The following is a 23433-nucleotide window of genomic DNA, read 5'->3' as shown; positions in this document are numbered from 1 at the left end:
GACATCAGGGAGGTTCCCATGCGGATATTCGTCACAGGCGCGTCCGGCTGGGTCGGATCGGCCGTCGTGCCCGAGCTCATCGGCGCCGGCCACCAGGTTCTCGCGCTGGCCAGGTCCGACTCCTCGGCCGAGGTCGCCGCCGCCAGGGGCGCGCGGGTGCTGCGCGGCGGCCTCGACGACATGGACACCCTGCGGACCGGCGCGACCGAGTGCGACGCGGTCGTCCACCTCGCCTTCGTCCACGACTTCTCCCGGTTCGAGGCCTCGGTGCAGACCGACGCCCGCGCGATCGCGGCCTTCGGCGCCGCGCTGGAGGGCACGGGGAAGCCGCTGGTCATCGCCTCCGGTACGCCCGCGGTCCCGGGCGAGGTGGCGACCGAGCGGGACCGGCCGCGGTACCCGGCCGGCTCCCCCATCGCGGGCCGGGCCGCGAACGCCGCGGCGGTGCTGGACATGGCCGCGCGCGGCGTCCGCTCGTCCGTCGTGGGCCTGCCCAGGACCGTGCACGGCGAAGGGGACAAGGGCTTCGTGTCCTGGCTCGTCGCCGACGCCCGGGACAAGGGGTCGGCCGGTTACGTGGGCGACGGCTCCAACCGCTGGCCCGCGGTCCACGTGTCCGACGCCGGGCGGCTGTTCCGCCTCGCCGTCGAGCGGGCCCCGGCGGGAACGATGCTGCACGCGGTCGGCGACGAGGGTGTGGCGATCCGCGACATGGCCGAGGTGATCGGCCGGCACCTCGGCGTGCCGGCGGTCTACCGCCCGGCGGAGGACTTCGGCTTCCTCGGTACGGTCCTGTCCGTCGACCAGCCGGCCTCGGCCGCGCTGACCCGCGAGCTCCTGGACTGGCGGCCGACCGGCCCGGGCCTGCTGGAGGACCTGGACAAGGGGCACTACTTCGCGGTCTGACCGGCCGGGACGCCGGACAGGCCGGACGCCGAGACGCCGAGACACCGACAGGCCGAGACGCCGAGACACCGACAGAAAAGCCGTAAGGGGCGCCCTCCATGGAGAGCGCCCCTTACGGCATACGCCATACGGCGACGGGCGGTCAGGCCGCGCCCACCACGTCCCGCTCGGCCGCGAAGTGGCACGCCGACTCGTGGGCGGCCGGGGTGCCGCTGCCCGCGTAGACGGAGGGGACGGCCAGCAGCGGCGTCTCCTCGGCGCACCGCGCCTGCGCCTTCCAGCAGCGCGTACGGAACCGGCAGCCGGAGGGCGGGTTGGCCGGGGACGGCACGTCACCGCTGAGGATGATGTGCTCCCTCGCCTCACGCGCCTCGGGGTCCGGCACCGGCACCGCCGACAGCAGCGCCTGGGTGTACGGGTGGGTCGGGTGCTCGTAGATCTCGGTGTCGGTGCCGATCTCCGCGATCCGGCCCAGGTACATCACGCCCACCCGGTCGGAGATGTGCCGCACGATCGACAGGTCGTGCGCGATGAAGACGTACGACAGCCCGAACTCGTCCTGCAGCTTCTCCATCAGGTTGACCACCTGCGCCTGCACCGAGACGTCCAGCGCGGACACCGGCTCGTCGCAGATGATGATCTCCGGGTTGAGCGCGAGGCCGCGGGCGATGCCGATGCGCTGGCGCTGGCCGCCGGAGAACTGGTGCGGATAGCGGTTGATGTACTCGGGGTTGAGGCCGACGACATCGAGCAGCTCCTGCACGCGGGCCCGCCGCGAGCCCTTGGGCGCCGCCTCGGGGTGGATGTCGAAGGGCTCCCCGATGATGTCGCCGACCGTCATCCTCGGGTTGAGCGAGGTGTACGGGTCCTGGAAGACCATCTGGATGTTCCGGCGGACGGCCTTGAGGGCCTTGCCGGACAGCCGGGTGATGTCCTGGCCCTTGTAGAACACCTCGCCGGAGGTGGCCTGCTCCAGGTTCATCAGCAACTTGGCGACGGTGGACTTGCCGCAGCCGGACTCGCCGACGATGCCCAGCGTCTCGCCCCGGTGGAGGTCGAAGGAGACGCCGTCCACGGCCTTGACCGCGCCGACGTGCTTCTTGAAGACGATGCCGCGGGTCAGCGGGAAGTGCTTGACCAGGTTGCGCACCTGGAGGATCGGTTCGCCGTCCCGCACGGCGCCGGCGTCACTCTGCGAGGTCACCGAGAGTCTCCTTCCAGTAGTGGCAGGCGCTGCCGCGCCCGGCGCCGACCTGGTGCAGCACGGGCACCTCGGTACGGCACAGGTCCGTGGCCATCGGGCAGCGCGGGTTGAAGGCGCAGCCGGACGGGATACGGGTCAGGTTGGGCGGCAGGCCCTTGATCGCGTAGAGCTCCTTGCCCTTGCGGTCCAGCCGCGGGATCGACTGGAGCAGACCCTTGGTGTACGGGTGGGCGGGCGCCCGGTAGATGTCGTGGACGGGGGCGCTCTCCACGATCCGGCCCGCGTACATCACCGCGATCTTGTCGGCGACGTCGGCGACCACGCCGAGGTCGTGGGTGATGAGGATCAGGCCCATGTGGTACTCGCGCTGCAGCTCCGCGAGCAGGTCCATCACCTGGGCCTGCACGGTCACGTCCAGCGCGGTGGTCGGCTCGTCCGCGATGATCAGGTCCGGCTCCAGCGCGAGCGCCATCGCGATCATGATGCGCTGGCGCATGCCGCCGGAGAACTGGTGCGGGTAGTCCCCCACCCGCTCCTTCGCGGCGGGGATGCGCACCCTGTCCATCAGCTCGATCGACTTGCGCCTGGCGTCCTTGCGGGACATCCCCTGGTGCACCCGGAACATCTCGCCGAGCTGGTAGCCCACCGTGAGGACCGGGTTGAGCGCGGACAGCGCGTCCTGGAAGATCATGGCGATCTTCGAGCCGCGGATCTTCCGCCGCTCCTCGGCGGACATCTTCAGCATGTCCTTGCCGTGGAAGAGGATCTCGCCGCGGGGGATGCGGCCGGGCGGCATGTCGAGGATGCCCATGACGGCCTGCGCGGTGACCGACTTGCCGGAGCCGGACTCGCCGAGCACGGCCAGCGTCTCGCCGGCGTTCACCGAGTAGTTCACGCCGTTGACGGCCTTGGCCACGCCGTCGCGGGTGCGGAACTCCACGTGCAGGTCCCGCACGTCCAGCAGCGGGGCCACCGGTGCGACGGGCGCGGCGGCACTGGTCTCGTCGATGACAGTCACGTACGCCCTCCTAGCGCAGCTTCGGGTCGAGGGCGTCGCGGACCGCGTCGCCGAGCAGGATGAACGCCAGTACGGTGACGCTCAGCGCGCCGGCCGGCCACAGCAGCATGTGCGGGGCGTTGTTGATCTGGTTGGACGCCGCGGAGATGTCGATGCCCCACGAGACGGCCGGCGGCTTGAGGCCGACGCCGAGGTAGGACAGCGTCGCCTCCAGCGAGATGTACGTGCCCAGGGCGATGGTGGCGACCACGATCACCGGCGCGAGCGCGTTGGGCGCGATGTGCCGCAGCAGCAGCCGGGTGTGGCCGGCGCCCAGGGCGCGGGCGGCCTGCACGTAGTCCTGCTGCTTGGCGGTGATCACCGCGCCGCGGGCGATGCGCGCGATCTGCGGCCAGCCCAGCAGGATCATGAACAGCGACACGGTGGTGACGCTGCCGCCCTTGACCACGGACAGGAAGACGACGCCGCCGAGCAGGATCGGGATGCCGAAGAAGATGTCGCTGACCCGGGACAGGATGGCGTCCAGCCAGCCGCCGAAGTAGCCGGCCAGGCCGCCGAGCAGCGAGCCGAGCACGGTGACGCCGACGGTGGAGAAGATGCCGACCGACACCGAGGCGCGGGCCCCGTACACGGTCCTGGTGAACACGTCGCAGCCCTGCTGGTCGAAGCCGAAGGGGTGGCCGCCGGTCGGTCCCAGCTGGGACTTGGACAGGTCGCAGGCCAGCGGGTCCCCGCTCGCGACCAGCTTGGGCCAGATCGCGATGAGCACCAGGAAGACGATCAGCGCGCCGGAGATGTAGAACATCGGCTTGCGGCTGAGGTCGTGCCAGGCGTCGTTCCACAGGCTGCGCGGCCTGTCGCGGGACACGGCGGGGTCGACGGGGCCGGCCGCGGTGGTCGGCACGGCGTCCACCAGGCTCTGGGAGTCGGTCATGTCAGGCATACCGGATCCTCGGGTCCAGGACCGCGTAGAGCAGGTCGACGAGCAGGTTCGCGGCCAGGAAGATCAGCACCAGGATGGTGACGAAGCCGACCACGGTCGGCGGGTTCTGCCGCAGGATGCCCTGGTAGAGCTGGTAGCCGACGCCGTGGATGTTGAAGATCCGCTCGGTGACGACCGCGCCGGCCATGAGGCCGCCGATGTCGGTGCCGAGGAAGGTGACCACGGGTATCAGCGAGTTGCGCAGCAGGTGCACGGTGACCACCCGGCGCCGGGGCAGGCCCTTGGCGACGGCCGTGCGCAGGTAGTCCGCGCGGGAGTTCTCGGCGACGGCGGTGCGCGTGAGCCGGGCCACGTACGCCAGCGAGACGCCGGCCAGCACCACGCCGGGCAGGATCAGGTCGCCGAAGGGGGCGCCGTCGGCGACCGCCGGGTTGGCCAGGTGCCACTTGACGCCGGCGAAGTACTGCAGCAGGTAGCCGGTGACGAACGTCGGGACGGCCACCACCAGCAGCGTGAACGCCAGTACGGCGGAGTCGGCGAACCGGCCGCGGCGCATGCCGGCCAGCAGGCCGAGACCTATGCCGGCCACGGCCTCGATGGCGAACGCGACGAGGGTCAGCCGCAGGGTCACCGGGAACGCGGTACCCATGAGCTGGGTGACCGGCTGCCCGGTGGCCGACGTACCGAAGTCGCCGGTGAAGATCTGCCCCATGTAGTGCAGGTACTGCAGCGGCAGCGGGTGGTCGAGATACAGGGCGTGCCTGATCTGCGCCGCCGTGGCGGGGTCCGGCGCGCGGTCGCCGAACATGGCGGCCACCGGGTCGCCGAGCGCGTAGACCATTACGAAGATCAAAAAGGTGGTGCCGATGAAGACCGGAACCATCTGGAGCAGTCGCCTGATGACGTAGCGCCCCATCTGCCCTCCAGGGTCGAAGATCAGGCGGAAAACCGGCCGGGGGGTTGCCCCCCGGCCGGCGTCCGCGGCATCAGGTCAGCCGTTGGTGACCGTGATGTCGGTGAAGACGGGGTAGCTGAAGGCGTTCTCCGTCACGTTGGACACCCGGGAGGACCAGGCGGCGCCGCCGTTCTGGTACCACAGCGGGATGACCGGCATGTCCTTGAACAGGAGCGACTCGGCCTGCTTGTACAGCGCGGTCGCCTTGGCGGTGTCCGGCTCCGCGTTCGCCTGGCTGATCAGCCGGTCGAACTGCGGGTTGCTGTAGTGCGAGTCGTTCGAGCTGCCGCCGGTGGCGTACAGCGGCGTCAGGAAGTCGTCGATCAGCGGGTAGTCCATCTGCCAGCCGGAACGGAACGGCTGGGTCATCTCACCCTTGGTGATCTGGTTGCGGAAGTCGGCGAAGGTGCCGGTGGGGGCGCCCACGCAGGCCTTGTTGTCGCCCAGCACGTTGTTGATGCTGTTGCAGACCGCGTCCACCCACTGCTTGTGGGAGCCGGAGTCGGCGTTGTAGCCGATGGTCATGTGGCCGCCGGGGATGCCGCCGCCCGCCTTGATGAGCTCCCTGGCCTTGGCCGGGTCGTACGCGACGGCCTGGCCGGCGATGCCCGGGTCGTAGCCGCCGGCCGCGCCCAGCACCGGCGAGGTGAGGTCGGCGGCCGGGGTGCGGGTGCCCTGGAAGATCTTCTGCGTGATGGTCTTGCGGTCGATCGCCATCGACAGGCCGAGGCGGACCTTCTCCATGCCCGGCGCGTTCCAGGACTTCTTGTTCAGCGGGAACGAGATGGTCTGGAGGATGCCGGCCGGCTGGTTGAGGTAGCGGCCGTTCATGTCCGCCTTGACGTGCGTCAGGTCCTCGGCCGGGATGTCGTCCAGGACGTCCAGGTTGCCCGCCTGCAGGTCGGCGTACGCGGTGGCGCTGTCGGTGTAGACCTTGAGCAGCACGCCCTTGTTCTTCGGCTTGCTCGCACCGGTGTAGTACGGGTTCGGGACCAGCTTCATGCTGCTGCCCTTGGTGTACGACACGATCTTGTACGGGCCGTCGCCGACCGGCTTGTCGAGGTAGCCGGCGTGGTCGGTGAAGAACGACTTCGGCACCGGCGCGAACGCCTTGTAGCCGAGCCGGTCCGGCCAGGTGGAGAACTTCTGCTTCAGCTTGACCGTGAAGGTGGTGTCGTCGACGACCTTCAGGCCGGACATCGTCTTGGCGGTCGGGGCGGCGCCCTCGGCCTCCGGGTGGACGGCGTCGTAGCCCTCGATGTCCGCGAAGAAGTACGAGTTCAGCTGCTTGTTGGTGACCAGGGCCCCGTAGTTCCAGGCGTCCACGAAGGAGGACGCGGTCACCGGGGTGCCGTCGGAGAACTTCAGGCCCGGCTTGAGCTTGATGGTGAAGTTCTGCTGGTCGGGAGTGGTGATGGACTGGGCGGCGGCCAGGTCGGCCTTGCCCGTCTTCGGGTCGTACTCCTTGAGGTCCATGAAGATCATGTCCAGGACCTTGCCGCCCTGCACCTCATTGGTGTTCGCCGGCTCCAGCGGGTTCTGGGGGTCGCCCCACCACGCCCGGACGACGCCGTCGTCCGATCCGCCCGCCTTGGTGTCCGAACCTCCGGCACCACAGGCCGTCGCCGCCAGGGCGACCACTGCCGCGCCTACGACCCACTTGGCGCTCTTGGCACCACGCATGGGTTTGCCTCCTCAGGAGTCACTTCGATATGTGTCTCGACGTGTGAGGGACCGGCTCGGCGGCGCTGACACCCCTGACAGCGGCCTGGCCGTCCCGTGCTCGTGAGTCGGCGCGATCGCCTGTGCGGCGGGCGTGACCCATTGACCCGAGCTCAACTCGTCCCACTATCGGGCACACCCGGAGGTGCCTTTGACCCCTTTGGTCTCGCTCCGGTTACGGCGACCCCGTCAAAGACGGTCCAAATCCGGACAATTTGGAACGTATACAGACCGGAAGCAAACGGACAGTGTGAGGTTTCTAACGCCGAAATGACGGAGTGGGTGTCCGTTATTCGGACAGAGTGCGGCCCGTCAGGGCCGCGAAACAGGAGCGCGGGGTCCCCCCAGGCATCAAGCTCTGGGGGACCCCGCGCCCCTGGGTCCTCCGGGCGAACCCCGCCCGGTCACCGCGCCCCGAAGGGGCGCTACGCGTGCTTGGCGCGCGCCGCGGCCCGGCCCCGCTCCTTCTGGTCCAGGACGACCTTGCGGATGCGCACGGTCTCCGGGGTGACCTCGATGCACTCGTCGTCCCGGCAGAACTCCAGCGACTGCTCCAGGGAGAGCTTGCGCGGCGGCACGATCGACTCGGTCACGTCCGCGGTCGAGGACCGCATGTTGGTGAGCTTCTTCTCCTTGGTGATGTTCACGTCCATGTCGTCGGAGCGCGAGTTCTCGCCGACGATCATGCCCTCGTAGACCTCGGTGCCCGGCTCCACGAACAGCACACCGCGCTCCTGGAGGTTGGTCATCGCGAACGCGGTCACGGCGCCGGACCGGTCGGCGACCAGGGAGCCGTTGTTGCGGGTGCGCAGCTCGCCGAACCACGGCTCGTGGCGCTCGAAGATCGAGTGGGCGATGCCGGTGCCGCGGGTCTGGGTGAGGAACTCCGTCCGGAATCCGATCAGGCCGCGCGACGGCACGATCCACTCCATCCGGATCCAGCCGGAGCCGTGGTTGGTCATGGTCTCCATGCGGCCCTTGCGGGCGGCCATGAGCTGGGTGAGCGCGCCCAGGTGCTCCTCGGGCGAGTCGATGGTCATCCGCTCGACCGGCTCGTGCACCTTGCCGTCGATCTCCTTGGTGACCACCTCGGGCTTGCCGACGGTCAGCTCGAAGCCCTCCCGGCGCATGGTCTCCACCAGGATGGCCAGCGCCAGCTCGCCGCGGCCCTGCACCTCCCAGGTGTCGGGGCGCTCGGTGGGCAGCACCCGCAGGGACACGTTGCCGACCAGTTCGCGGTCCAGGCGGTCCTTGACCAGGCGGGCGGTGACCTTGTGGCCCTTGCCGCCCTTGCCGACCAGCGGCGAGGTGTTCGTACCGATGGTCATCGAGATCGCGGGCTCGTCCACGGTGATCAGCGGCAGCGCGACCGGGTTCTCCGGGTCGGCCAGCGTCTCGCCGATCATGATGTCCGGGATGCCGGCCACCGCGCAGATGTCGCCGGGGCCGGCGGTCTCCGCGGCCTTCCGGGTCAGCGCCTCGGTCATCATCAGCTCGGTGATGCGGACGTTCTGGATCGTGCCGTCGCGCTTGATCCAGGCGACGGTCTGGCCCTTCTTCAGGTGCCCCTGCTCGACCCGCAGCAGCGCGATGCGGCCGAGGAAGTTGTCGGCGTCGAGGTTGGTGACGTGCGCCTGCAGCGGCGCGTCCTCCTCGTACGTGGGCGCGGGGACGTGGGCGAGCAGGGTGGAGAAGAACGGCTCCAGGCTGTCGGAGTCGGCCGGCACCGTGCCGTTGTCCGGCTTGGTGAGGCTGGCGACGCCGTCGCGGGCACAGGCGTAGACGATCGGGAACTCGATCTGGTCCTCGTCGGCGTCCAGGTCGAGGAACAGGTCGTACGTCTCGTTGACGACCTCGTCGATACGGGCGTCGGGCCGGTCGGTCTTGTTGATGCACAGGATCACCGGGAGCCGGGCGGCCAGCGCCTTGCGCAGCACGAAGCGGGTCTGCGGCAGCGGCCCCTCGGAGGCGTCGACCAGCAGGACCACCGCGTCCACCATGGACAGGCCGCGCTCGACCTCGCCGCCGAAGTCGGCGTGGCCGGGGGTGTCGATGATGTTGATGGTGACCGGGTCGCCGCCGTCCTTCGGGTGGTACTTGACCGCGGTGTTCTTGGCGAGAATGGTGATGCCCTTCTCGCGCTCCAGGTCGTTGGAGTCCATCACGCGGTCGTCCACGTGCTGGTGCGCGGCGAAGGCCCCGGCCTGCTTGAGCATGGCGTCGACCAGCGTGGTCTTCCCGTGGTCGACGTGGGCGACGATGGCGACGTTTCGAATGTCGTGGCGCGTGGACATGCTGCGGCGCTTCTCCCGGGGTTTCGTGGGTCGGCGTCGCGCCCCTCGTGAGCGCTCGCCCGCCGGGCAACCTCCCGCCACGGCCTTGCCCCCCATGGTACGGGGCGCGGCGCGGGGCCCGCTCTCGCACCGAACGAGGCGGTACGGGCGGCGCGCGGGCCACCGCGTAACCGACGATACGCACCGATGCACTCCGGGTGACGAACCGGAGGGGCGGTGAGCCGTACCGGTCCTTGGCTCACGCGGGGCAAGCAGGCGGCGGTCCTGCTCGCCTGTGCCTGGCCGGCGTTGACCCGCACCCCTTCCCCTGCTTCCTCCTCCCCCTACGTACCCTGCCTGTTCTGCGGAGAGCGATGAGGAAGGAAGCCGACCATGCTGACAATCCGTACCGCCCGGCCCGACGAGCTGCCCGCGCTGACGGCCTTCGCGGACGACGGTGAACGCAATGCCGCCACCGCCGCCTACCTGACGAGTCTGCTGGAGAGCGGGTGCACCCGGCCCGAGTGGTGTCTGGTGGCCGAGCACGACGGCAGGGTGGCGGGCAACGTGGTGCTGTGGACGATCCCCGGAAGAAACGTTCCGACGGACATCGTGCTGCTGGAACCGGGCGGCCCGGACACCGGCCGGGCGCTGTTGGCGTACGCCGCCCAGCAGGCCCGCGAACTCGGCGCGAAGGTCCAGGGACACGTGCTGGACACGCCGGCCCAGGCCCCCCAGTTCCAACGGGATCCGCGGCTGCGCGAGACGCTGCTCGCCGACGCCGGTTTCACCGTCGCCCGCGACGGCCGCCGATTCGCATGGACCGCGGGCGACCCGATGCCGGCCCAGGACGAGCGGCTGCACTGGCGCTCCCTGGCCGACCTGGGCGAGGAGCCGTTCGTGGAGCTGCTGGCCGACACGTTCACCGACACCGCGGATTCGATCTTCCAGGCCGAGATCGCCGAGCACGGCCTGCGCGGCGCTGCCGAACGCAACGTGGCCGACATGCTGGAGATGGACCACCGGCCCGGCTGGTTCGAGATCGGCTACGACCCGGCGGACACGCCCGTGGCGCTCAGCATGCCGGCGCGTACGGTCACCTCGGCGGTGATCGGCCTGGTCGCGGTCGCGAGGGCCGGCCGGGGCCGGGGCTACGCCACAGCCGTGGTCGCCCGGGGTACGCACGTGCTGGTCGAAGCGGGCTTCGGCGAGATCCGCGGGGACTGCGACGCGGGCAACATCGGCATGGCCAAGGCGTTCCAGCGCGCCGGCTACCGCAACTTCGCCAACCGGAAGATGTTCACCCGCCCGCTGTGAGGCCGTGCCCGGCGGGCTGGTACCCGTCACCGGAGTCCGGTGCGGGGCACAAGCCCGCCGGGGATCGACCTCGCCCGTCCAGGGCGATGTCGAGGGTGGCGTCGAGGGCTTCGGCGAGTGTGGCCAGGAGCGGAGGAGTGGGGACGATGCCCGAGCCCTCGATACGGGAGATTTGCGCCGCTTGGCGCGGCCCCGAGCTTCGCCGCCGCGCCTCCCCCGGAAATCACAGCCCCACTACGTTGCCGGGCTCGTCCAGCCACAGCTCCTGGCCCTCCGCGGTGACCCTCAGTCCGAAACGTTGCCGCTCGGGGCGTCCCTGGCCCTCGTACAGCTCGTGGACCCGTTCCGCCACCGACCACAGTCGCCGCGGGCCGGACTGGCGGACCGCGTGCCCCTCGGCATGCGCCCAGGAGCCCTCGGCTGTCCATAACCGAGCGCCGGTGAGATTCCCGTCCTCGTCCGTCTCGGAGGCGAGCACCAAGCCCGGCAGCGCGAGGGAGAGCAGAAAGAGGAACGCGTCCGTGCAGAACAGCGCCTCGGCAGCCAGGCTGGAGGTGCCCTCGACGGGGTCCCCGGGCTCGCCGGGGTAGCGGGCGGAACCAGTGTCGTCCTTGTTGGCCCGTACGCCCATGAAGTACGACGGCGTCGGCAGGAAGTGCCCGCGCGCTTCGCCGCCCGCGCTCAAAATGAGCCGCACCGTGCCCGAGCCGATGGGGCAGACGATGATCCCCCCTGGACGTACCTGCGCAATCCAGTCCCGGGGCACGGCGGGAAGGCCGCAGGTCGCGATGAGCCGGTCGTACGGTGCGCCGGCCGGATGCCCGGCCCTGCCGTCCCCGGTGACGACGGTGACCGGATACCCGGCGCCTCGCAGCCGTTCTGCGGCCAGCCGCGCCAACCGCGGATCCACCTCGACCGACGTCACGTTGCCGGCCCCGACGAACGCGGCGAGCAGCGCGGCGTTGTACCCCGTGCCGGTGGCGACCTCCAGCACGCGGTGCCCTTCTTGTACGTCCAGAGCGCCCAGCATGGCGGCCATCAGCCCGGGAGCCGTCGAAGACGATGTCGCGACCCCTTCCGTGAGCTGCGTGACGAGCACGTCATCGGCGTACACCAGCTCCAGCCACTCCGGGTCGGCGGCGGTGACGAGCCTGTCCGGCCCGGCCCACACCTCCGGCACGAAGACGTGCCGCGGCACCTCCTCGAACGGCTTTCGCCAAGCGGCCACGAGACTGCCCCGCTCCTCCAGCTCCGCCGCAAGCCGCTGGCGCAGTACCCGGGCCCGCTCCTCCACGGTCTCAGTCATGATGCTTCTCCCATGAGCAGTGCGGCGACGGCAGCGGCGATGGGCAGGTTCGTCCTCTGCTGTATCCACGACCATTCCCCGGAGGGGTTGCACTCGAAGAACACCCACTCACCCTCAGGCGTTACGGCGAAGTCGAAGGCACCGAAAGTCAACCCGAAGTGCCGCATCCAGCCCAGGACAGCTCGGCGCACCGGGTCCGGTACTGCGGCGACCTCGTATTCCAAGGCGTCGTAGTCGCTTCGCCAGTCGACCTTGGCTGCTTCCGAGCCGGCATGGATCTCGGCCGCGAACAACTTACGGCCGACGGCTGTCAGGCGTACCTCGTACGCCTTGGGTATCCATTCCTGGAACAGGTGAGCGGTCAGCCGCACCGAGTCGTCGTTTTCTTCCGGGTCGACCAGATGGGTGGGAACGCCGTTCCGGCGGCCGTCGCGCAGCCACCGTCAACCTCAGCGCTCGCGACTGCGGGGATTCGACTCAGGCTGCTTCCTGACGGTGGGCGGTGAAGGTGACACGGGTGTCGCCATCGTCCAAGGCAATGTTGAGGGTGGCGTCGAGGGCTTCGGCGAGTCTGGCCAGGAGCGGAAGGGTGGGGACGGTGTCCGAGCCCTCGATACGGGAGATTTTCGCTTGGGTGAGTCCGGCCCGCTCGGCGAGTTCGCCCTGGGTGAGGCCGAGTTCCGTGCGGCGGTCGTAGACGGCCTTGGCCAGGGCCATGGACATGCGAATCTCGCGGCGTGCCTCGGCGACCTCGGTGGGCTCGGTGAAACCCTCGGCGAGCTTGCGCTCACGCAATGTCCTGTACCGGCTGTGACTCATCGTTCGATCTCACCTTCCTGGACGCTGCGGACGAACTCATCGTGCGCCGGACCGTGCTCGGCCTCACATGTCTTCTTCGCCCGCTTGGCGCGCTCGACCTCGATGTCTTCGCGCATGCGGGTTTTGCGGAAGACCGTCAGCAACACCGCGGTGCGGTCCGGCGTGAGCCAGTACGTGATCCGTATGTCCGCGCCGTCCAGCGTGGGGCGCAACTCGCGAACGCCGTCGCCAAGGTGACGGGCGTAGGGTTCGCCCAGGGCGGTGGCATGCTCCGCGAGCAGACCGACGTACTCATCAACCTTGAGAAAATGCTTCGCCGGCAACGCCTCCAGCCAGTCACGCACCTCGGGTTCGAGCTCGATACCGAACAGCGGCTTCACGCACATCACGCTATATGTCGTCGCCGACATACTCAAGTTCCGGAGAGCCGCACTCAAGCTCGATCCCATCGGGGAGCACTCCAGGAAAGGCCTCGCTGACCTGCGAAAAGCAAGTCCGTGGACCCGTGGTGCACCGCAGCGCAGTCGGTTCCAGACATGGCACCATCGGGGCGCTGAATGGGCGTTGTGCCGAGCCTCCGCAAGACCTGGTCCATCCTGCGCCCCGCTCACGCAGTCTCCTCGTCCTGATCCGCGGTGATCGACGCCCACACCCTTTTCCCGACGCCGGTGCGGTCGGCGACACCCCACTGGCCCCTGGTGAGGGTGTCGACGATCAGGAGGCCGCGACCCGCCTCGTCGCCCTCCGCCGGCTTGCCCATCAGCGGCCACACCGGGTTCGCGTCGTGGACCTCCAGGCGCAGGCCGTCCGCCACCCGTTCGTACCTGGTCTCGATCTCCCGCCCCGGCACCCTCCCGTGGCGGACGCTGTTGGTCATCAGCTCGCTCAGCACGAGGGTCGCGGGATCCGTCAGCGCGGTCAGGTCCCAGCCGGACAGTACGGCGGCCAGGTCGCGCCGGGCGCGGGCCACCGCGCGCCCTATGGCGGGCCACCGTTTCACCACCGGGGACGCAGGTTCGCTTGTCGTTGGCAGTGGGGTCCCCATGGTCCGACCTTTCACAATCCGCTACCGAGTGTCACTGGTTACTCATAGGCTGACCCCGATGGACGGTGAGTGACAGAGCACGGGCGTGTTCACTTGCGGTTGAACACGCGGAAATGAGCACAGATGGGGACGGATGACGCCCAGCCCAGGATGTCCTGGCTGACGTACTACGGCGAGGAACTCCAGCAGGCCCGCGAGCGGCGGGGATTGTCGGTCCGCGAGCTCGCCGCCCAGACCTCGTACAGCTTCCAGCAGCTCTACAACGTGGAGGCGGGACGGCGGACCCCGTCCGAGGCGTTCACGAGGGAGGTGGACCAGGCCCTGGAGACGGGCGGGCAGTTCGAACGCATTCTGAGCCGGGTGCACATGGAGGCGTTTCCGGCGTGGTGGCAGGGCGCGGCGCGGGAGGAGGCGCGCGCGACGCGGATCTGCACGTACCAGTCCCAGGTGGTGCACGGGTTGTTGCAGACCGAGGATTACGCGCGGGCGCTGATGCGCGAGGCGCGGCCACGGGAGAGCGCTGAAAGAATCGAGGCCGACGTCGCGGCACGGCGGAACCGGCAGTCGATCCTCACCCGCGCTGCTCCACCGCTCTTCTGGACGGTGCTGGACGAAGCAGTGCTCAAGCGGCCCATCGGAGGGAAGGCCGTCATGCTCGGCCAGTTGGAGCACCTGCTCGACATGGCCGAGCACAAGAACGTCGTGATCCAGGTTCTCCCGTTCGCGACGGGCGCTCATGCGGCCACAGATGGCTCGTTCACCCTCTGGAGCTACGCGGACCGCGATGATGTGCTGTACGTAGAGGCTCTGTTCACCGGCAATATCGTTCAACGCCAAGCGGACGTGGAATCCACGCGGGTGGCCTACGATCTTCTGGTGGCCGCCGCCTTGCCGCGGGACAGGTCTCTAGACCTCATCCGATCTGCGCTGAAGGACCTAGCGACATGACCGACCTGCAACAGGCAACTTGGCGCAAGTCCAGCTACAGCGGTGGCCAAGGCGGCGAATGCCTCGAAGTCGCCGACGGCGTCCCCGGGCTCATACCCGTCCGCGACTCCAAGGACCCCGAGGGGCCCGTCCTGGTCTTCCCGGCGGCTGACTGGGCCGCGTTCGTCACCGCGGTCGGGAACGGGACGCTCGCGGGCTGACGCGCCCCCAAATGGCGTGGCACGGCGGGGAGTCGGGGTGCGGGCGGGGCGGGACGTGTTTGGCCGCACCGCCCGGGCTCTGTCAGGATCCGGTGCCGTGCACACGTCAGAGGATGCGAACGGGCCCGCGGGACAAGAGCCGGCGGCGGGTGGCGACACGCCGCCCGTGCCGCCGCTGCTGCCACCCGGGGTGATCGTCCCGGCGGGCGGCGGGCGGGCGACACGCTGGGTTCCCCTCGTGGTGGCCGGGGCTGCCGGCGTGGCCGCCGCCGTGAACGGGTTCCCCGACGGCGGCAACGGGCCGTGGTGGTTCCTGGGCGGATTCGCGCTCGGATTGAATCTGTCCACGCTGCTGTTCGTGGCGCTGGCCCAGCCGGCGGGAACGGGACTGCTGACACTGTCGGTGGGCGTGGGGCCCAGGCTGGGGTCCGCCGTTGTGCGCGGGGTCATGGTGACCCTGCGGCCGGTACCCGTGCTGCTGCTCGTACCGCATCTGGCCTTCCTCGACCGGCCCGGTCTGCCCCGCTGGATGCGGCTGACGACCGCGGCCCGCCTGCTGGTCCTCGTGGGCGTCTCGGCCGTGCTGATCGCGTCGGGCGGGGACGGACTCCGGCTCGCGGGGTACGGGTGTGCCGCTTTCACGGTGATGCTGCTCGTACTGAACCCGCGGGGCGCGACCTCCGCGTGGTCGCTGCTGTTCCGGCCGCATCGGAACGACGGCACACCGCGGCTGGCGGAATGGGTCTTCGATCCGGCGAGCTTGGCCGCGGTCCGCGCGATGAGCGCGGGCCGGCTCGATGAGGCGCGGCGGGCACTGGACGCCGCCGCGCCGTACGCGGGGCAGCGCCGCCGGGCCGTGACCGCCGTACTGGCCTGGGCGGAAGGCCGCCTTGACGAGGCCGCACACCAGGCGATGGAGCTGTACGCGGACAGCGAGGCGGCAGAGCTCAAGGCCGCGGCGCTGCGGCTGTACGCGTTGACGCTCGCGGACGGCGCCGCCGCCGGACTGTGGGCGCCCGAGGTCGTACTCCCCCAGATCGGCGCGGTCCGGACCGCGTTGCAGAGCCGGCCGGTTCCCGGCGGGCTGTCCGACCTGACCGCGATGGAGGCGCTCCTGCGGGGAGACATGGCCCGCGCCCAGCGCCTCGCGGCCGGTGCCGCCCGCGTCGCCCCCGACGCCCTCGGCCGTGCCGCCGCGCTGGCCACTCGCGCGATGGCGCTGTCTCTTCTCCGCCGGCCCGGGAAGGCGCAGGACCTCCTCGCCCGGGCCCGCGAGCTGACCCCCGGCCTCCACCGGATCGCCGTCGCGGAGAACCGCCTGCGCCCGTAGCCGCGCGCCCCGGCTTCATAGCAGGACGCGGAGCCGGCGCCCGGTCACGCGGAGGCGGCGTAGGGTACGAACTGCACCCGCAGCTCCAGTTCCAGGGCCCGCGCCAATCGCTCCAGCACGGGGATGGTCGGAACCGTACCCCCGGCCTCGAAGCGCGCCACGGCCGACTGTGTCAGGCCGGCCCGCGTTCCGAGCGCGCTCTGCGACAGGTGGAGTTCCAGCCGCCGCTTCCTCACCGCCTCACCCAGCTCGAACCGAAGCCGCGCGGCGGCGTACTCCTCTGCGATCTCCGGCGTCATGCGCCGCGCCCGGCGCGCGTCCGCCAGGCTCGGCCTGCCCTCTGCCTCGCTCACACCGCCTCCTCGTCCTCGTCCGTGGTGTGTCCTTCGCCCCTGCACCGCTCCAACGCCCGCCGGGCGCGCTCGATCTCATCCACCTCGCGCATCCGCGTCTTGGTGAACACGGTCAGCATGATGATGCGCCGTCCGGCAGCGATCCAATACGTCACACGGACACGCTGCTCGCCGCAGTAGAAACGCAGCTCCCGCAGCTTGCCGTCCAGCTGACGCGTATACGGATCGCCGAGCAGCACACCGCGCTCCTCCAGCAGGTCCAGATGCATCAGCGCCTGCGCCCAGCGCTTGTCGTCGAGAGCAGCGAGCCATTGCGCCACCTCCGGTTCGAGTTCCACGGTACCCCAAGCCATAGCATTGACGCTATACAGGCAGGTCCGGAACCCGGTACCAATTCGGCTGCTGTCACCCGCCCGGGTGAAAGCGGTGAAAACGGTGAAAGCGGCCGACCGCGGGCGGGGGCCTTCCCGCCCGCGGCCGGCCGCCGCGCCACTCCGGGGAACTCAGCGCGCTACTTGCGGAAGCCGATGTTCTGGAACACCGGGGTCTCGAAGCCGAAGGCGCCCGCGTTCACCACCGTGGTGCGCAGGGCGACGACCTCGGGGCGCTGGTAGAGGGGGATGGAGGCCGCGGCGGCCCAGATGCGGGAGTCGGCCTGGGCGGTCAGGGCGCGGGACTCGGCCGGGTCGAGTTCGGTGCCCGCGCGGGCCAGGAGCTGGTCGATCTGGTCGGTGCCGACGCGGGTGTAGTTCTCGGCGACGGCCAGGGAGCCGTCGGGTGCCGGTACCGGCTTGGCGAAGATGGGGGCGTCGTCCGTGGCCGGGAAGGGGGTGCCGGGCCAGGAGTACAGGGCCAGGTCGAAGTCGCCGGAGGCCACGTGGTCCTGGAAGAAACTGGTGTCGTCCACCCGCCTCAGCTCCGTGCGCACCCCGATCCCGGACAGCATCCGGGCGATCCGGTTGCCCACGTCGTCCAGGGTGGGCGAGTTCGCCGGGAGCACGAACCGCAGCGAGAGCTCCTTGCCCTTCTTCAGCACCGCGTCGGCGGGCTCGACGACGGTGACCGCGCCGGAGACGGCGGTACGGCCCGGTCCCGCGGCCGCCTTCTCGCCCTCCTTCACGGCCGGCCGCTGCCACCCGGCGTCGGCGAGCAGCGCCTTGGCCTGGGCGAGGCCGCCCGTGCCGAGCGCCGAGGAGTGGTCGGCGTAGCCGTCCTGGGAGGGCAGGACCAGGTGGTTGCCCAGCGCGGTGGGGGGCAGCCCGAGCGGGGCGAGCACCGCCTTGGCGATGGCCTTGCGGTCGATGGCGCGGGCCACGGCGTGCCGCACCCGCTCGTCGGCGAGCGGGCCCGTACTGCCGTTGATGGCGAGCTGCGCGTAGGCCGCGTCGGGGGCCTTGCGTACGCCGACCCCGCGGGTGCGGCGGGCCGCGGCCAGGGACCCGGGTTCGATCTCGGCCAGATCGAGCGTCCCGGCCGCGAGCGCCGCGACCCGCTTGCCGCGCGGTACGGCGGTGAGCACCAGCGCGTCCAGTTTGGCGCGCGCCCCCCACCACGAGGGGTTGCGCACCAGCGTGACCGTACCGGCCTTGGCGTCGACCGCCTTGAGGGCGAAGGGGCCCGCCGCCGCGGGCAGTTCGGTGCGGGAGCCGTCGTTGAAGACGTCCGGGTCGGATGTGACGGACTTCGGGTAGAGCGGGCTGAACAGCGATTTCCAGTCGGCGTAGGGCGTGGCGAAGGTGACGCGGACCTCGGTGCGGCCGGCGCCCTGGCGGACGTCGGAGATCCGGTCGTAGCCGGCGTTGCGCGAGGTCCAGTACGCGGTGTTCTTGCCGTTCAGCGCTTTCCATTGGGCGGCGAAGTCGGCCGCGCCGAGCGCCCGCCCGTCGCTCCACCTGGCCTTCGGGTTCAGCTTGTACGTGACCACCTGCCGCGGCTCCTGCGCGGTCACCTTCGCGCTGGTCACGAAGTCGGGGTCGGTGCGCGGGTTGCCGTGGGCGTCGAGCCGGAACATCGAGGGGAGCACGGCACCGGCCACGGTCTCGGTGCCGGAGTCGGCGTCGGCCTGGTAGGCGTTGAGCGTGCGCGGCATCGCGTCGACGGCCCAGCGCAGGGTGCCGCCGTCGCGGACCCCGGCCCGCGCGACGGTCGCCACGTCCGTGCCGGCCGTGCCCGCCGCGTGGGGGGTGCCGGAGGAGCAGGCGGCGAGGGCCGTACCGGCGGTGACGGCCGCCGTGACGACGGCCGCGGCGCGTACGGCGAGCCGCCCGCGAGGGCCGGGTCCGCCCGCGGGCCGCCGCGTGTGCCCGGCCCCGACCCCCGGCCCGTCCACCCACCCGTACCCCCGCCCGTGTCCCCGCCCGGCCGCGCGCGCCCCGGAAACAGGCTTCGCATCCATACGTCGAAACACCTCCGCGGCCTCGCCGGCCCTCAGTCGCCTCGGCACCCGCCGGGCGCGGCCCGGGGCGGGGCGCCGTCGGCGTGGTCATCCCATGTGATGTGCCGTTTTTCGGGTGATTTCCACGGCTCATCGCATCCCACGGGCGCCGCTCCGGCCCGCCGACCCGCCGCCCGCACCCGACCGGACCACCCGTCCGGCCCACCCCGGCCGAATGCCGCTACCACCTGGGGTGGTATTCCGTGCAGCCGTCTTCACAAGACACGGTGTGACGCGCAACACTCGCATCCGCGGCACCCGCCACACCCTTTCCTTCCGACCGCACCACCACGTCACCACCGCACCACCACGTCATCACGTGATGTCACCACTCGACGTCACCACGTCATGTCACGACACCCGTCGCACGCCGCAGATGGTGAGGGCAGCACCGAATGGCCATGCAAGACGACCTGACCTCCGTACAGCGCAGGCTCGACGACCTGATGCGCTGCGTGGCCCGGCTGGACGAGCACGCGGGGGACAGCCTCGACATGCGCCGGGTCCGGACCGACGCGGGCCACCTGCGCGAAAGCCTGGAGCTGCTGTGCGCCGCGGCGCCGGCCGCCGCGAACGGGCGCGTGGTCGAGATGGTGACGATCCCGGAGGCGCCGTACGACCGGCGGCTGTGGGCGGACGCGGAGGACGAGGGGCTGGGCTCGCCGTACCGGCACGCGCCCTGACGCGCGCCCCCGGCGGCGGGTACGCCCCGCACGCCCCGCGTGCGCGGCCCCGTACGCGCCGCGGAAACCTCCCCAGGAACGCGCGCGGCCCCGTACACCCGGCCCGTCGGTCCCCGCGATCGGCGCGCCCTCCCCCGCGGCTTCACGCCGGGGAGCCCCACGTACCGGCCTCGCGCCCCCATCCCCGCTCGTTCGGAGTCTTCTTTGGCCACCGGAACCACCCCCACCCCCACCTCCCCGCCGACGCAGCCGCAGAGCCGGGGCATCCGCGCCCCGGGACGGGCCGCGATCTCCGCCCCGCACCTGCGGACCGACCGGTGGTGGGTGCCACCGCTGGTCACCGCGCTGGGGCTGGCCGCCTTCGTCGGCTACTCGACCTGGCGGGCGTTCGCGAACGGCAACTACTACGCCGCCCCGTACGTCTCGCCCTTCTACTCGCCGTGCCTCGCCTCGAACTGCACCGACATGAAGGGCGGCGCCGACTGGCACCTGTTCGGCCCCTGGTGGGGGCTGTCACCCGCGCTGCTGGTGCTGATCTTCCCGCTCGGCTTCCGGCTGACCTGCTACTACTACCGCAAGGCGTACTACCGCGGCTTCTGGGCCTCGCCGCCGGCCTGCGCGGTCGCCGAGCCGCACGCGAAGTACACCGGCGAGACCCGCTTCCCGCTGATCCTGCAGAACATCCACCGGTACTTCTTCTACGTCGCGCTGGTCGTCGCGGGCATCCTCACCTACGACACCGCGCTCGGCTTCCGCGACTCCGCCGGCCGGTGGGGCCACATGGGCCTGGGCACCCTGGTCCTGCTGGCGAACATCACGCTGATCTGGCTGTACACCCTGTCCTGCCACTCCTGCCGGCACATCGTCGGCGGCAAGCTCCGGCACTTTTCCAAGCACCCGGTCCGCTACCGGATGTGGAACTGGGTCGGGGTGCTCAACCGCCGCCACATGCTGCTGGCCTGGTCGTCGCTGATCAGCGTGGGGATCGCGGACCTGTACGTGTACCTGGTGGCCAGCGGCGCTTTCGACGATCCGAGGTTCTTCTGAGATGACGAATGTGGAACGGCATGCCTACGACGTGGTGGTCGTGGGCGCCGGCGGCGCCGGCCTGCGCGCGGCGATCGAGGCGCGCGAGCAGGGCATGCGCGTGGCGGTGATCTGCAAGTCGCTGTTCGGCAAGGCGCACACGGTGATGGCCGAGGGCGGCATCGCGGCCAGCATGGGCAACGTCAACGCCAACGACAACTGGCAGGTGCACTTCCGGGACACGATGCGCGGCGGCAAGTTCCTCAACCAGTGGCGGATGGCGGAACTGCACGCCAAGGAGGCGCCGGACCGGGTGTGGGAGCTGGAGACCTGGGGCGCGCTGTTCGACCGCACGCCCGAGGGCAAGATCTCGCAGCGCAACTTCGGCGGCCACGAGTACCCGCGCCTCGCGCACGTCGGCGACCGCACCGGCCTGGAGCTCATCCGCACCCTCCAGCAGAAGATCGTCTCGCTGCAGCAGGAGGACTTCGCGGAGAGCGGGGACTACGAGTCCCGGCTGAAGGTCTTCCAGGAGTGCACGGTCACCCGGATCCTGAAGTCCGCCGACGGCCGCGTGGCCGGGGTGTTCGGGTACGTGCGCGAGTCCGGCCGGCTGTTCGTCATCGACGCGCCCGCGGTGGTGCTGGCCACCGGCGGCATCGGCAAGTCCTTCAAGGTCACCTCGAACTCCTGGGAGTACACCGGCGACGGGCACGCGCTGGCGCTGCTGGCCGGGGCCCCGCTGATCAACATGGAGTTCATCCAGTTCCACCCCACGGGGATGGTCTGGCCGCCGTCGGTCAAGGGGATCCTGGTCACCGAGTCGGTACGCGGCGACGGCGGGGTGCTGCGCAACAGCGACGGCAAGCGGTTCATGTTCGACTACGTGCCGGACGTGTTCAAGGAGAAGTACGCGCAGACCGAGGAGGAGGCCGACGGCTGGTACACCGACCCGGACCACCACCGCCGTCCCCCTGAGCTGCTGCCCCGCGACGAGGTGGCCCGCGCCATCAACTCCGAGGTCAAGGCGGGCCGCGGCACCCCGCACGGCGGCGTCTACCTGGACGTGTCCACACGGCTGCCGGCCGAGGAGATCCAGCGGCGGCTGCCGTCGATGCACCACCAGTTCAAGGAACTCGCCGACGTCGACATCACCGCCGAGCCGATGGAGGTCGGGCCGACCTGCCACTACATGATGGGCGGGGTCGACGTGGAGCCCGACACGGCCGCCGCGCGCGGTGTGCCGGGGCTGTACGCGGCCGGAGAGGTCGCGGGCGGCATGCACGGCTCCAACCGGCTGGGCGGGAACTCGCTGTCCGACCTGCTGGTCTTCGGCCGCCGGGCGGGGCTGTACGCGGCGCGGTACGCCGCCGGGCTCGACGGCGGGGCGCGGCCGGCGGCCGGCGAGGCGGAGATCGAGGCGGCGGCCGAGGAGGCGCTGCGGCCGTTCGCGGCGGCGGCCGTCCCCGGCGGGGCCGCCGCGGGCGAGGACGCGGGCGGCCCGCCCGAGAACCCGTACACCGTGCACCAGGAGCTCCAGCAGGTGATGAACGACCTGGTGGGGATCATCCGGCGCGGCCCGGAGATGCGGCAGGCGCTGGAGCGGCTGGCGGGGCTGCGCGAGCGCGCGGCGCGCGCGGGCGTCGAGGGGCACCGGCAGTTCAACCCCGGCTGGCACCTGGCGATCGACCTGCGGAACATGCTGCTGGTCAGCGAGTGCGTGGCGAAGGCGGCACTGACCCGGACGGAGAGCCGGGGCGGGCACACGCGCGACGACTACCCGGGGATGGACCGGACGTGGCGCAAGGTCAACCTGGTGTGCTCGCTCGCCGACGGCGCGGCGGACCCGGTCACGGCCGGGTCCGCGGTCGCCGCGGCGGCCGAGGCGGTCGTCGCGGCCGCCGATCCGGCCGGCGGTGCGGGATCGTCCGAGGTCCCGCCGGCCGGGTCGCCCGCCGGAGCCGACGGCTCGTCCGGCGCGTCCGGCTCCTCCGGTGACCGGGTGGTCGTACGGCCCCGGCCGATGGACCCCATCCGGGCCGATCTGCTCGCCCTCTTCGAACGGGACGAACTGCTCAAATACCTGACGGACGAGGAGCTCGACGCGTGACTTCCTACACGGCCCACTTCAAGGTGTGGCGCGGTGACACGGACGGCGGCGGCCTGCGGGACTACGAGGTCGAGGTGAACGACGGCGAGGTCGTGCTCGACATCATCCACCGCCTCCAGGCCACGCAGGCGCCGGACCTGGCGGTGCGCTGGAACTGCAAGGCGGGCAAGTGCGGCTCGTGCAGCGCGGAGGTCAACGGCCGGCCCCGCCTGATGTGCATGACCCGCATGTCGGTCTTCTCCCGCGACGAGACGATCACCGTCACCCCGATGCGCACCTTCCCGGTCGTCCGCGACCTGGTCACCGACGTCTCGTTCAACTACACCAAGGCCCGCGAGGTCCCGGCCTTCGTCCCCCCGAAGGGCGTGGCCCCCGGCGAGTACCGGATGGCCCAGGTCGACGTCGAGCGCTCCCAGGAGTTCCGCAAGTGCATCGAGTGCTACCTGTGCCAGAACGTCTGCCATGTCGTGCGTGACCACGAGGAGAACAAGGAGGCCTACGCCGGCCCCCGCTTCCTCATGCGCGTCGCCGAACTCGACATGCACCCCCTGGACGCCGCCGCCGACTCCGGTATCGACCGCGCGGCCTCCGCCCAGGACGACCACGGCCTGGGCCTGTGCAACATCACCAAGTGCTGCACCGAGGTCTGCCCGGAACACATCAAGATCACCGACAACGCGCTGATCCCCATGAAGGAGCGGGTCGCCGACCGCAAGTACGACCCGCTGGTCTGGCTCGGCAACAGGATCAAACGCCGCGGCCAGTAGCGCGGGCCGGGCCGGCGGCGCGGGCGGGGGCCGCCGGCCCGGCCCGCGCCGCCGGGCGCGGCGGCGGGCGGGCG

Annotated in this window: 23 protein-coding genes; 9 read left to right on the top strand and 14 right to left on the bottom strand. The window is 70.9% G+C overall.

Translation table 11 applies throughout. The features are described from left to right. The first annotated feature begins 18 nt into the window (after nucleotides 1–18). Nucleotides 19–906 (top strand): SDR family oxidoreductase, encoded by an 888-nt coding sequence (locus K7G61_RS08910; protein ID WP_225846159.1) that lies wholly within the window; start codon nucleotides 19–21, stop codon nucleotides 904–906. Nucleotides 907–1048: 142 nt separating this feature from the next. Here K7G61_RS08910 and K7G61_RS08905 read toward each other — a convergent pair whose 3' ends face one another. The 6 genes from K7G61_RS08905 to typA all read right to left on the bottom strand — a co-directional run bounded on the left by K7G61_RS08905 (nucleotide 1049) and on the right by typA (nucleotide 9042). Next, complete coding sequence (locus K7G61_RS08905) at nucleotides 1049–2110, bottom strand: ABC transporter ATP-binding protein (RefSeq protein ID WP_225846158.1); 1062 nt, start codon at nucleotides 2108–2110, stop codon at nucleotides 1049–1051. After that, a complete protein-coding gene (locus K7G61_RS08900; protein WP_225846157.1) occupies nucleotides 2094–3128 on the bottom strand; it encodes an ABC transporter ATP-binding protein in 1035 nt (344 codons plus the stop codon). The genes K7G61_RS08905 and K7G61_RS08900 overlap by 17 nt, the downstream gene beginning before the upstream one ends. A 10-nt stretch (nucleotides 3129–3138) precedes the next feature. Beyond that, entirely contained in the window at nucleotides 3139–4071 is a 933-nt protein-coding gene (locus K7G61_RS08895; RefSeq protein ID WP_225846156.1) for an ABC transporter permease, read from the bottom strand. Beyond that, nucleotides 4064–4987, bottom strand: coding sequence for an ABC transporter permease (locus K7G61_RS08890; protein ID WP_225846155.1), 924 nt, complete (start codon nucleotides 4985–4987; stop codon nucleotides 4064–4066). Before K7G61_RS08890 ends, K7G61_RS08895 begins: the two co-directional genes overlap by 8 nt. Before the next feature lie 75 nt (nucleotides 4988–5062). Then, complete coding sequence (locus K7G61_RS08885; protein WP_225846154.1) at nucleotides 5063–6709, bottom strand: ABC transporter substrate-binding protein; 1647 nt, start codon at nucleotides 6707–6709, stop codon at nucleotides 5063–5065. 464 nt (nucleotides 6710–7173) lie between these two features. Further along, nucleotides 7174–9042: a translational GTPase TypA gene (typA, locus tag K7G61_RS08880; RefSeq protein ID WP_225846153.1), complete on the bottom strand. Its 1869-nt coding sequence runs from the start codon at nucleotides 9040–9042 to the stop codon at nucleotides 7174–7176. 372 nt (nucleotides 9043–9414) lie between these two features. Between typA and K7G61_RS08875 the strand changes: the two genes are divergently transcribed. Beyond that, nucleotides 9415–10338, top strand: a complete 924-nt coding sequence (locus K7G61_RS08875; protein WP_225846152.1) for a GNAT family N-acetyltransferase — start codon at nucleotides 9415–9417, stop codon at nucleotides 10336–10338. A 223-nt stretch (nucleotides 10339–10561) separates the two neighbouring features. Here K7G61_RS08875 and K7G61_RS08865 read toward each other — a convergent pair whose 3' ends face one another. From K7G61_RS08865 to K7G61_RS08845, 5 genes are all read right to left on the bottom strand, one after another. Continuing rightward, nucleotides 10562–11644: a methyltransferase domain-containing protein gene (locus K7G61_RS08865; RefSeq protein ID WP_225846151.1), complete on the bottom strand. Its 1083-nt coding sequence runs from the start codon at nucleotides 11642–11644 to the stop codon at nucleotides 10562–10564. Continuing rightward, nucleotides 11641–12015 (bottom strand): hypothetical protein, encoded by a 375-nt coding sequence (locus K7G61_RS08860; protein ID WP_225846150.1) that lies wholly within the window; start codon nucleotides 12013–12015, stop codon nucleotides 11641–11643. Before K7G61_RS08860 ends, K7G61_RS08865 begins: the two co-directional genes overlap by 4 nt. A gap of 106 nt (nucleotides 12016–12121) precedes the next feature. Then, nucleotides 12122–12463, bottom strand: a complete 342-nt coding sequence (locus K7G61_RS08855) for a helix-turn-helix transcriptional regulator (protein WP_225846149.1) — start codon at nucleotides 12461–12463, stop codon at nucleotides 12122–12124. Beyond that, complete coding sequence (locus K7G61_RS08850; RefSeq protein WP_263984133.1) at nucleotides 12460–12849, bottom strand: type II toxin-antitoxin system RelE/ParE family toxin; 390 nt, start codon at nucleotides 12847–12849, stop codon at nucleotides 12460–12462. Before K7G61_RS08850 ends, K7G61_RS08855 begins: the two co-directional genes overlap by 4 nt. 221 nt (nucleotides 12850–13070) lie before the next feature. Beyond that, nucleotides 13071–13463 (bottom strand): ATP-binding protein, encoded by a 393-nt coding sequence (locus K7G61_RS08845; protein WP_225846147.1) that lies wholly within the window; start codon nucleotides 13461–13463, stop codon nucleotides 13071–13073. Between the two features lie 168 nt (nucleotides 13464–13631). Between K7G61_RS08845 and K7G61_RS08840 the strand changes: the two genes are divergently transcribed. From K7G61_RS08840 to K7G61_RS08830, 3 genes are all read left to right on the top strand, one after another. After that, nucleotides 13632–14456, top strand: coding sequence for a helix-turn-helix transcriptional regulator (locus K7G61_RS08840; RefSeq protein ID WP_225846146.1), 825 nt, complete (start codon nucleotides 13632–13634; stop codon nucleotides 14454–14456). Beyond that, on the top strand, nucleotides 14453–14656 hold the full coding sequence (locus K7G61_RS08835) for a DUF397 domain-containing protein (protein ID WP_225846145.1): 204 nt from the start codon (nucleotides 14453–14455) through the stop codon (nucleotides 14654–14656). The genes K7G61_RS08840 and K7G61_RS08835 overlap by 4 nt, the downstream gene beginning before the upstream one ends. Nucleotides 14657–14753: 97 nt before the next feature. Further along, a complete protein-coding gene (locus tag K7G61_RS08830) occupies nucleotides 14754–15986 on the top strand; it encodes a hypothetical protein (protein WP_225846144.1) in 1233 nt (410 codons plus the stop codon). Between the two features lie 44 nt (nucleotides 15987–16030). Here the strand turns inward: K7G61_RS08830 and K7G61_RS08825 are convergent, their stop codons facing one another. From K7G61_RS08825 to K7G61_RS08815, 3 genes are all read right to left on the bottom strand, one after another. Beyond that, nucleotides 16031–16339 carry a helix-turn-helix domain-containing protein gene (locus K7G61_RS08825; protein WP_225846143.1) on the bottom strand — a complete coding sequence of 103 codons (309 nt, stop codon included), beginning with the start codon at nucleotides 16337–16339 and terminating at the stop codon, nucleotides 16031–16033. Continuing rightward, nucleotides 16336–16692 carry a type II toxin-antitoxin system RelE/ParE family toxin gene (locus tag K7G61_RS08820; RefSeq protein ID WP_225846142.1) on the bottom strand — a complete coding sequence of 119 codons (357 nt, stop codon included), beginning with the start codon at nucleotides 16690–16692 and terminating at the stop codon, nucleotides 16336–16338. Before K7G61_RS08820 ends, K7G61_RS08825 begins: the two co-directional genes overlap by 4 nt. Nucleotides 16693–16850: 158 nt before the next feature. Next, entirely contained in the window at nucleotides 16851–18668 is a 1818-nt protein-coding gene (locus tag K7G61_RS08815; RefSeq protein ID WP_225846141.1) for an ABC transporter family substrate-binding protein, read from the bottom strand. 500 nt (nucleotides 18669–19168) lie between these two features. Here K7G61_RS08815 and K7G61_RS08810 point away from each other — a divergent pair, with 500 nt between their 5' ends. From K7G61_RS08810 to K7G61_RS08795, 4 genes are all read left to right on the top strand, one after another. Beyond that, nucleotides 19169–19456, top strand: a complete 288-nt coding sequence (locus tag K7G61_RS08810; protein WP_225846140.1) for a hypothetical protein — start codon at nucleotides 19169–19171, stop codon at nucleotides 19454–19456. A gap of 204 nt (nucleotides 19457–19660) precedes the next feature. Next, entirely contained in the window at nucleotides 19661–20503 is an 843-nt protein-coding gene (locus K7G61_RS08805) for a hypothetical protein (protein ID WP_225846139.1), read from the top strand. A 1-nt stretch (nucleotide 20504) separates the two neighbouring features. Further along, nucleotides 20505–22592 (top strand): fumarate reductase/succinate dehydrogenase flavoprotein subunit, encoded by a 2088-nt coding sequence (locus K7G61_RS08800; RefSeq protein ID WP_225846138.1) that lies wholly within the window; start codon nucleotides 20505–20507, stop codon nucleotides 22590–22592. After that, nucleotides 22589–23359, top strand: coding sequence for a succinate dehydrogenase/fumarate reductase iron-sulfur subunit (locus tag K7G61_RS08795; RefSeq protein WP_225846137.1), 771 nt, complete (start codon nucleotides 22589–22591; stop codon nucleotides 23357–23359). The genes K7G61_RS08800 and K7G61_RS08795 overlap by 4 nt, the downstream gene beginning before the upstream one ends. The last annotated feature ends 74 nt before the right edge of the window (nucleotides 23360–23433 follow it).

Source organism: Streptomyces sp. HPF1205 (assembly GCF_020400825.1).
In the GTDB taxonomy this organism is placed as follows: Bacteria; Actinomycetota; Actinomycetes; order Streptomycetales; family Streptomycetaceae; genus Actinacidiphila.
This window is presented reverse-complemented; position numbering and strand designations above follow the sequence as displayed.

What these genes read in the sequence shown, in the direction of transcription:
- K7G61_RS08910 (WP_225846159.1), top strand. Translation starts at nt 19, where the DNA reads ATGCGGATATTCGTCACAGGCGCGTCCGGCTGGGTCGGATCGGCCGTC.
- K7G61_RS08895 (WP_225846156.1), bottom strand. Translation starts at nt 4,071, where the DNA reads ATGCCTGACATGACCGACTCCCAGAGCCTGGTGGACGCCGTGCCGACC.
- K7G61_RS08890 (WP_225846155.1), bottom strand. Translation starts at nt 4,987, where the DNA reads ATGGGGCGCTACGTCATCAGGCGACTGCTCCAGATGGTTCCGGTCTTC.
- K7G61_RS08885 (WP_225846154.1), bottom strand. Translation starts at nt 6,709, where the DNA reads ATGCGTGGTGCCAAGAGCGCCAAGTGGGTCGTAGGCGCGGCAGTGGTC.
- typA (WP_225846153.1), bottom strand. Translation starts at nt 9,042, where the DNA reads ATGTCCACGCGCCACGACATTCGAAACGTCGCCATCGTCGCCCACGTC.
- K7G61_RS08875 (WP_225846152.1), top strand. Translation starts at nt 9,415, where the DNA reads ATGCTGACAATCCGTACCGCCCGGCCCGACGAGCTGCCCGCGCTGACG.
- K7G61_RS08865 (WP_225846151.1), bottom strand. Translation starts at nt 11,644, where the DNA reads ATGACTGAGACCGTGGAGGAGCGGGCCCGGGTACTGCGCCAGCGGCTT.
- K7G61_RS08855 (WP_225846149.1), bottom strand. Translation starts at nt 12,463, where the DNA reads ATGAGTCACAGCCGGTACAGGACATTGCGTGAGCGCAAGCTCGCCGAG.
- K7G61_RS08850 (WP_263984133.1), bottom strand. Translation starts at nt 12,849, where the DNA reads ATGTGCGTGAAGCCGCTGTTCGGTATCGAGCTCGAACCCGAGGTGCGT.
- K7G61_RS08840 (WP_225846146.1), top strand. Translation starts at nt 13,632, where the DNA reads ATGGGGACGGATGACGCCCAGCCCAGGATGTCCTGGCTGACGTACTAC.
- K7G61_RS08835 (WP_225846145.1), top strand. Translation starts at nt 14,453, where the DNA reads ATGACCGACCTGCAACAGGCAACTTGGCGCAAGTCCAGCTACAGCGGT.
- K7G61_RS08820 (WP_225846142.1), bottom strand. Translation starts at nt 16,692, where the DNA reads ATGGCTTGGGGTACCGTGGAACTCGAACCGGAGGTGGCGCAATGGCTC.
- K7G61_RS08810 (WP_225846140.1), top strand. Translation starts at nt 19,169, where the DNA reads ATGGCCATGCAAGACGACCTGACCTCCGTACAGCGCAGGCTCGACGAC.
- K7G61_RS08800 (WP_225846138.1), top strand. Translation starts at nt 20,505, where the DNA reads ATGACGAATGTGGAACGGCATGCCTACGACGTGGTGGTCGTGGGCGCC.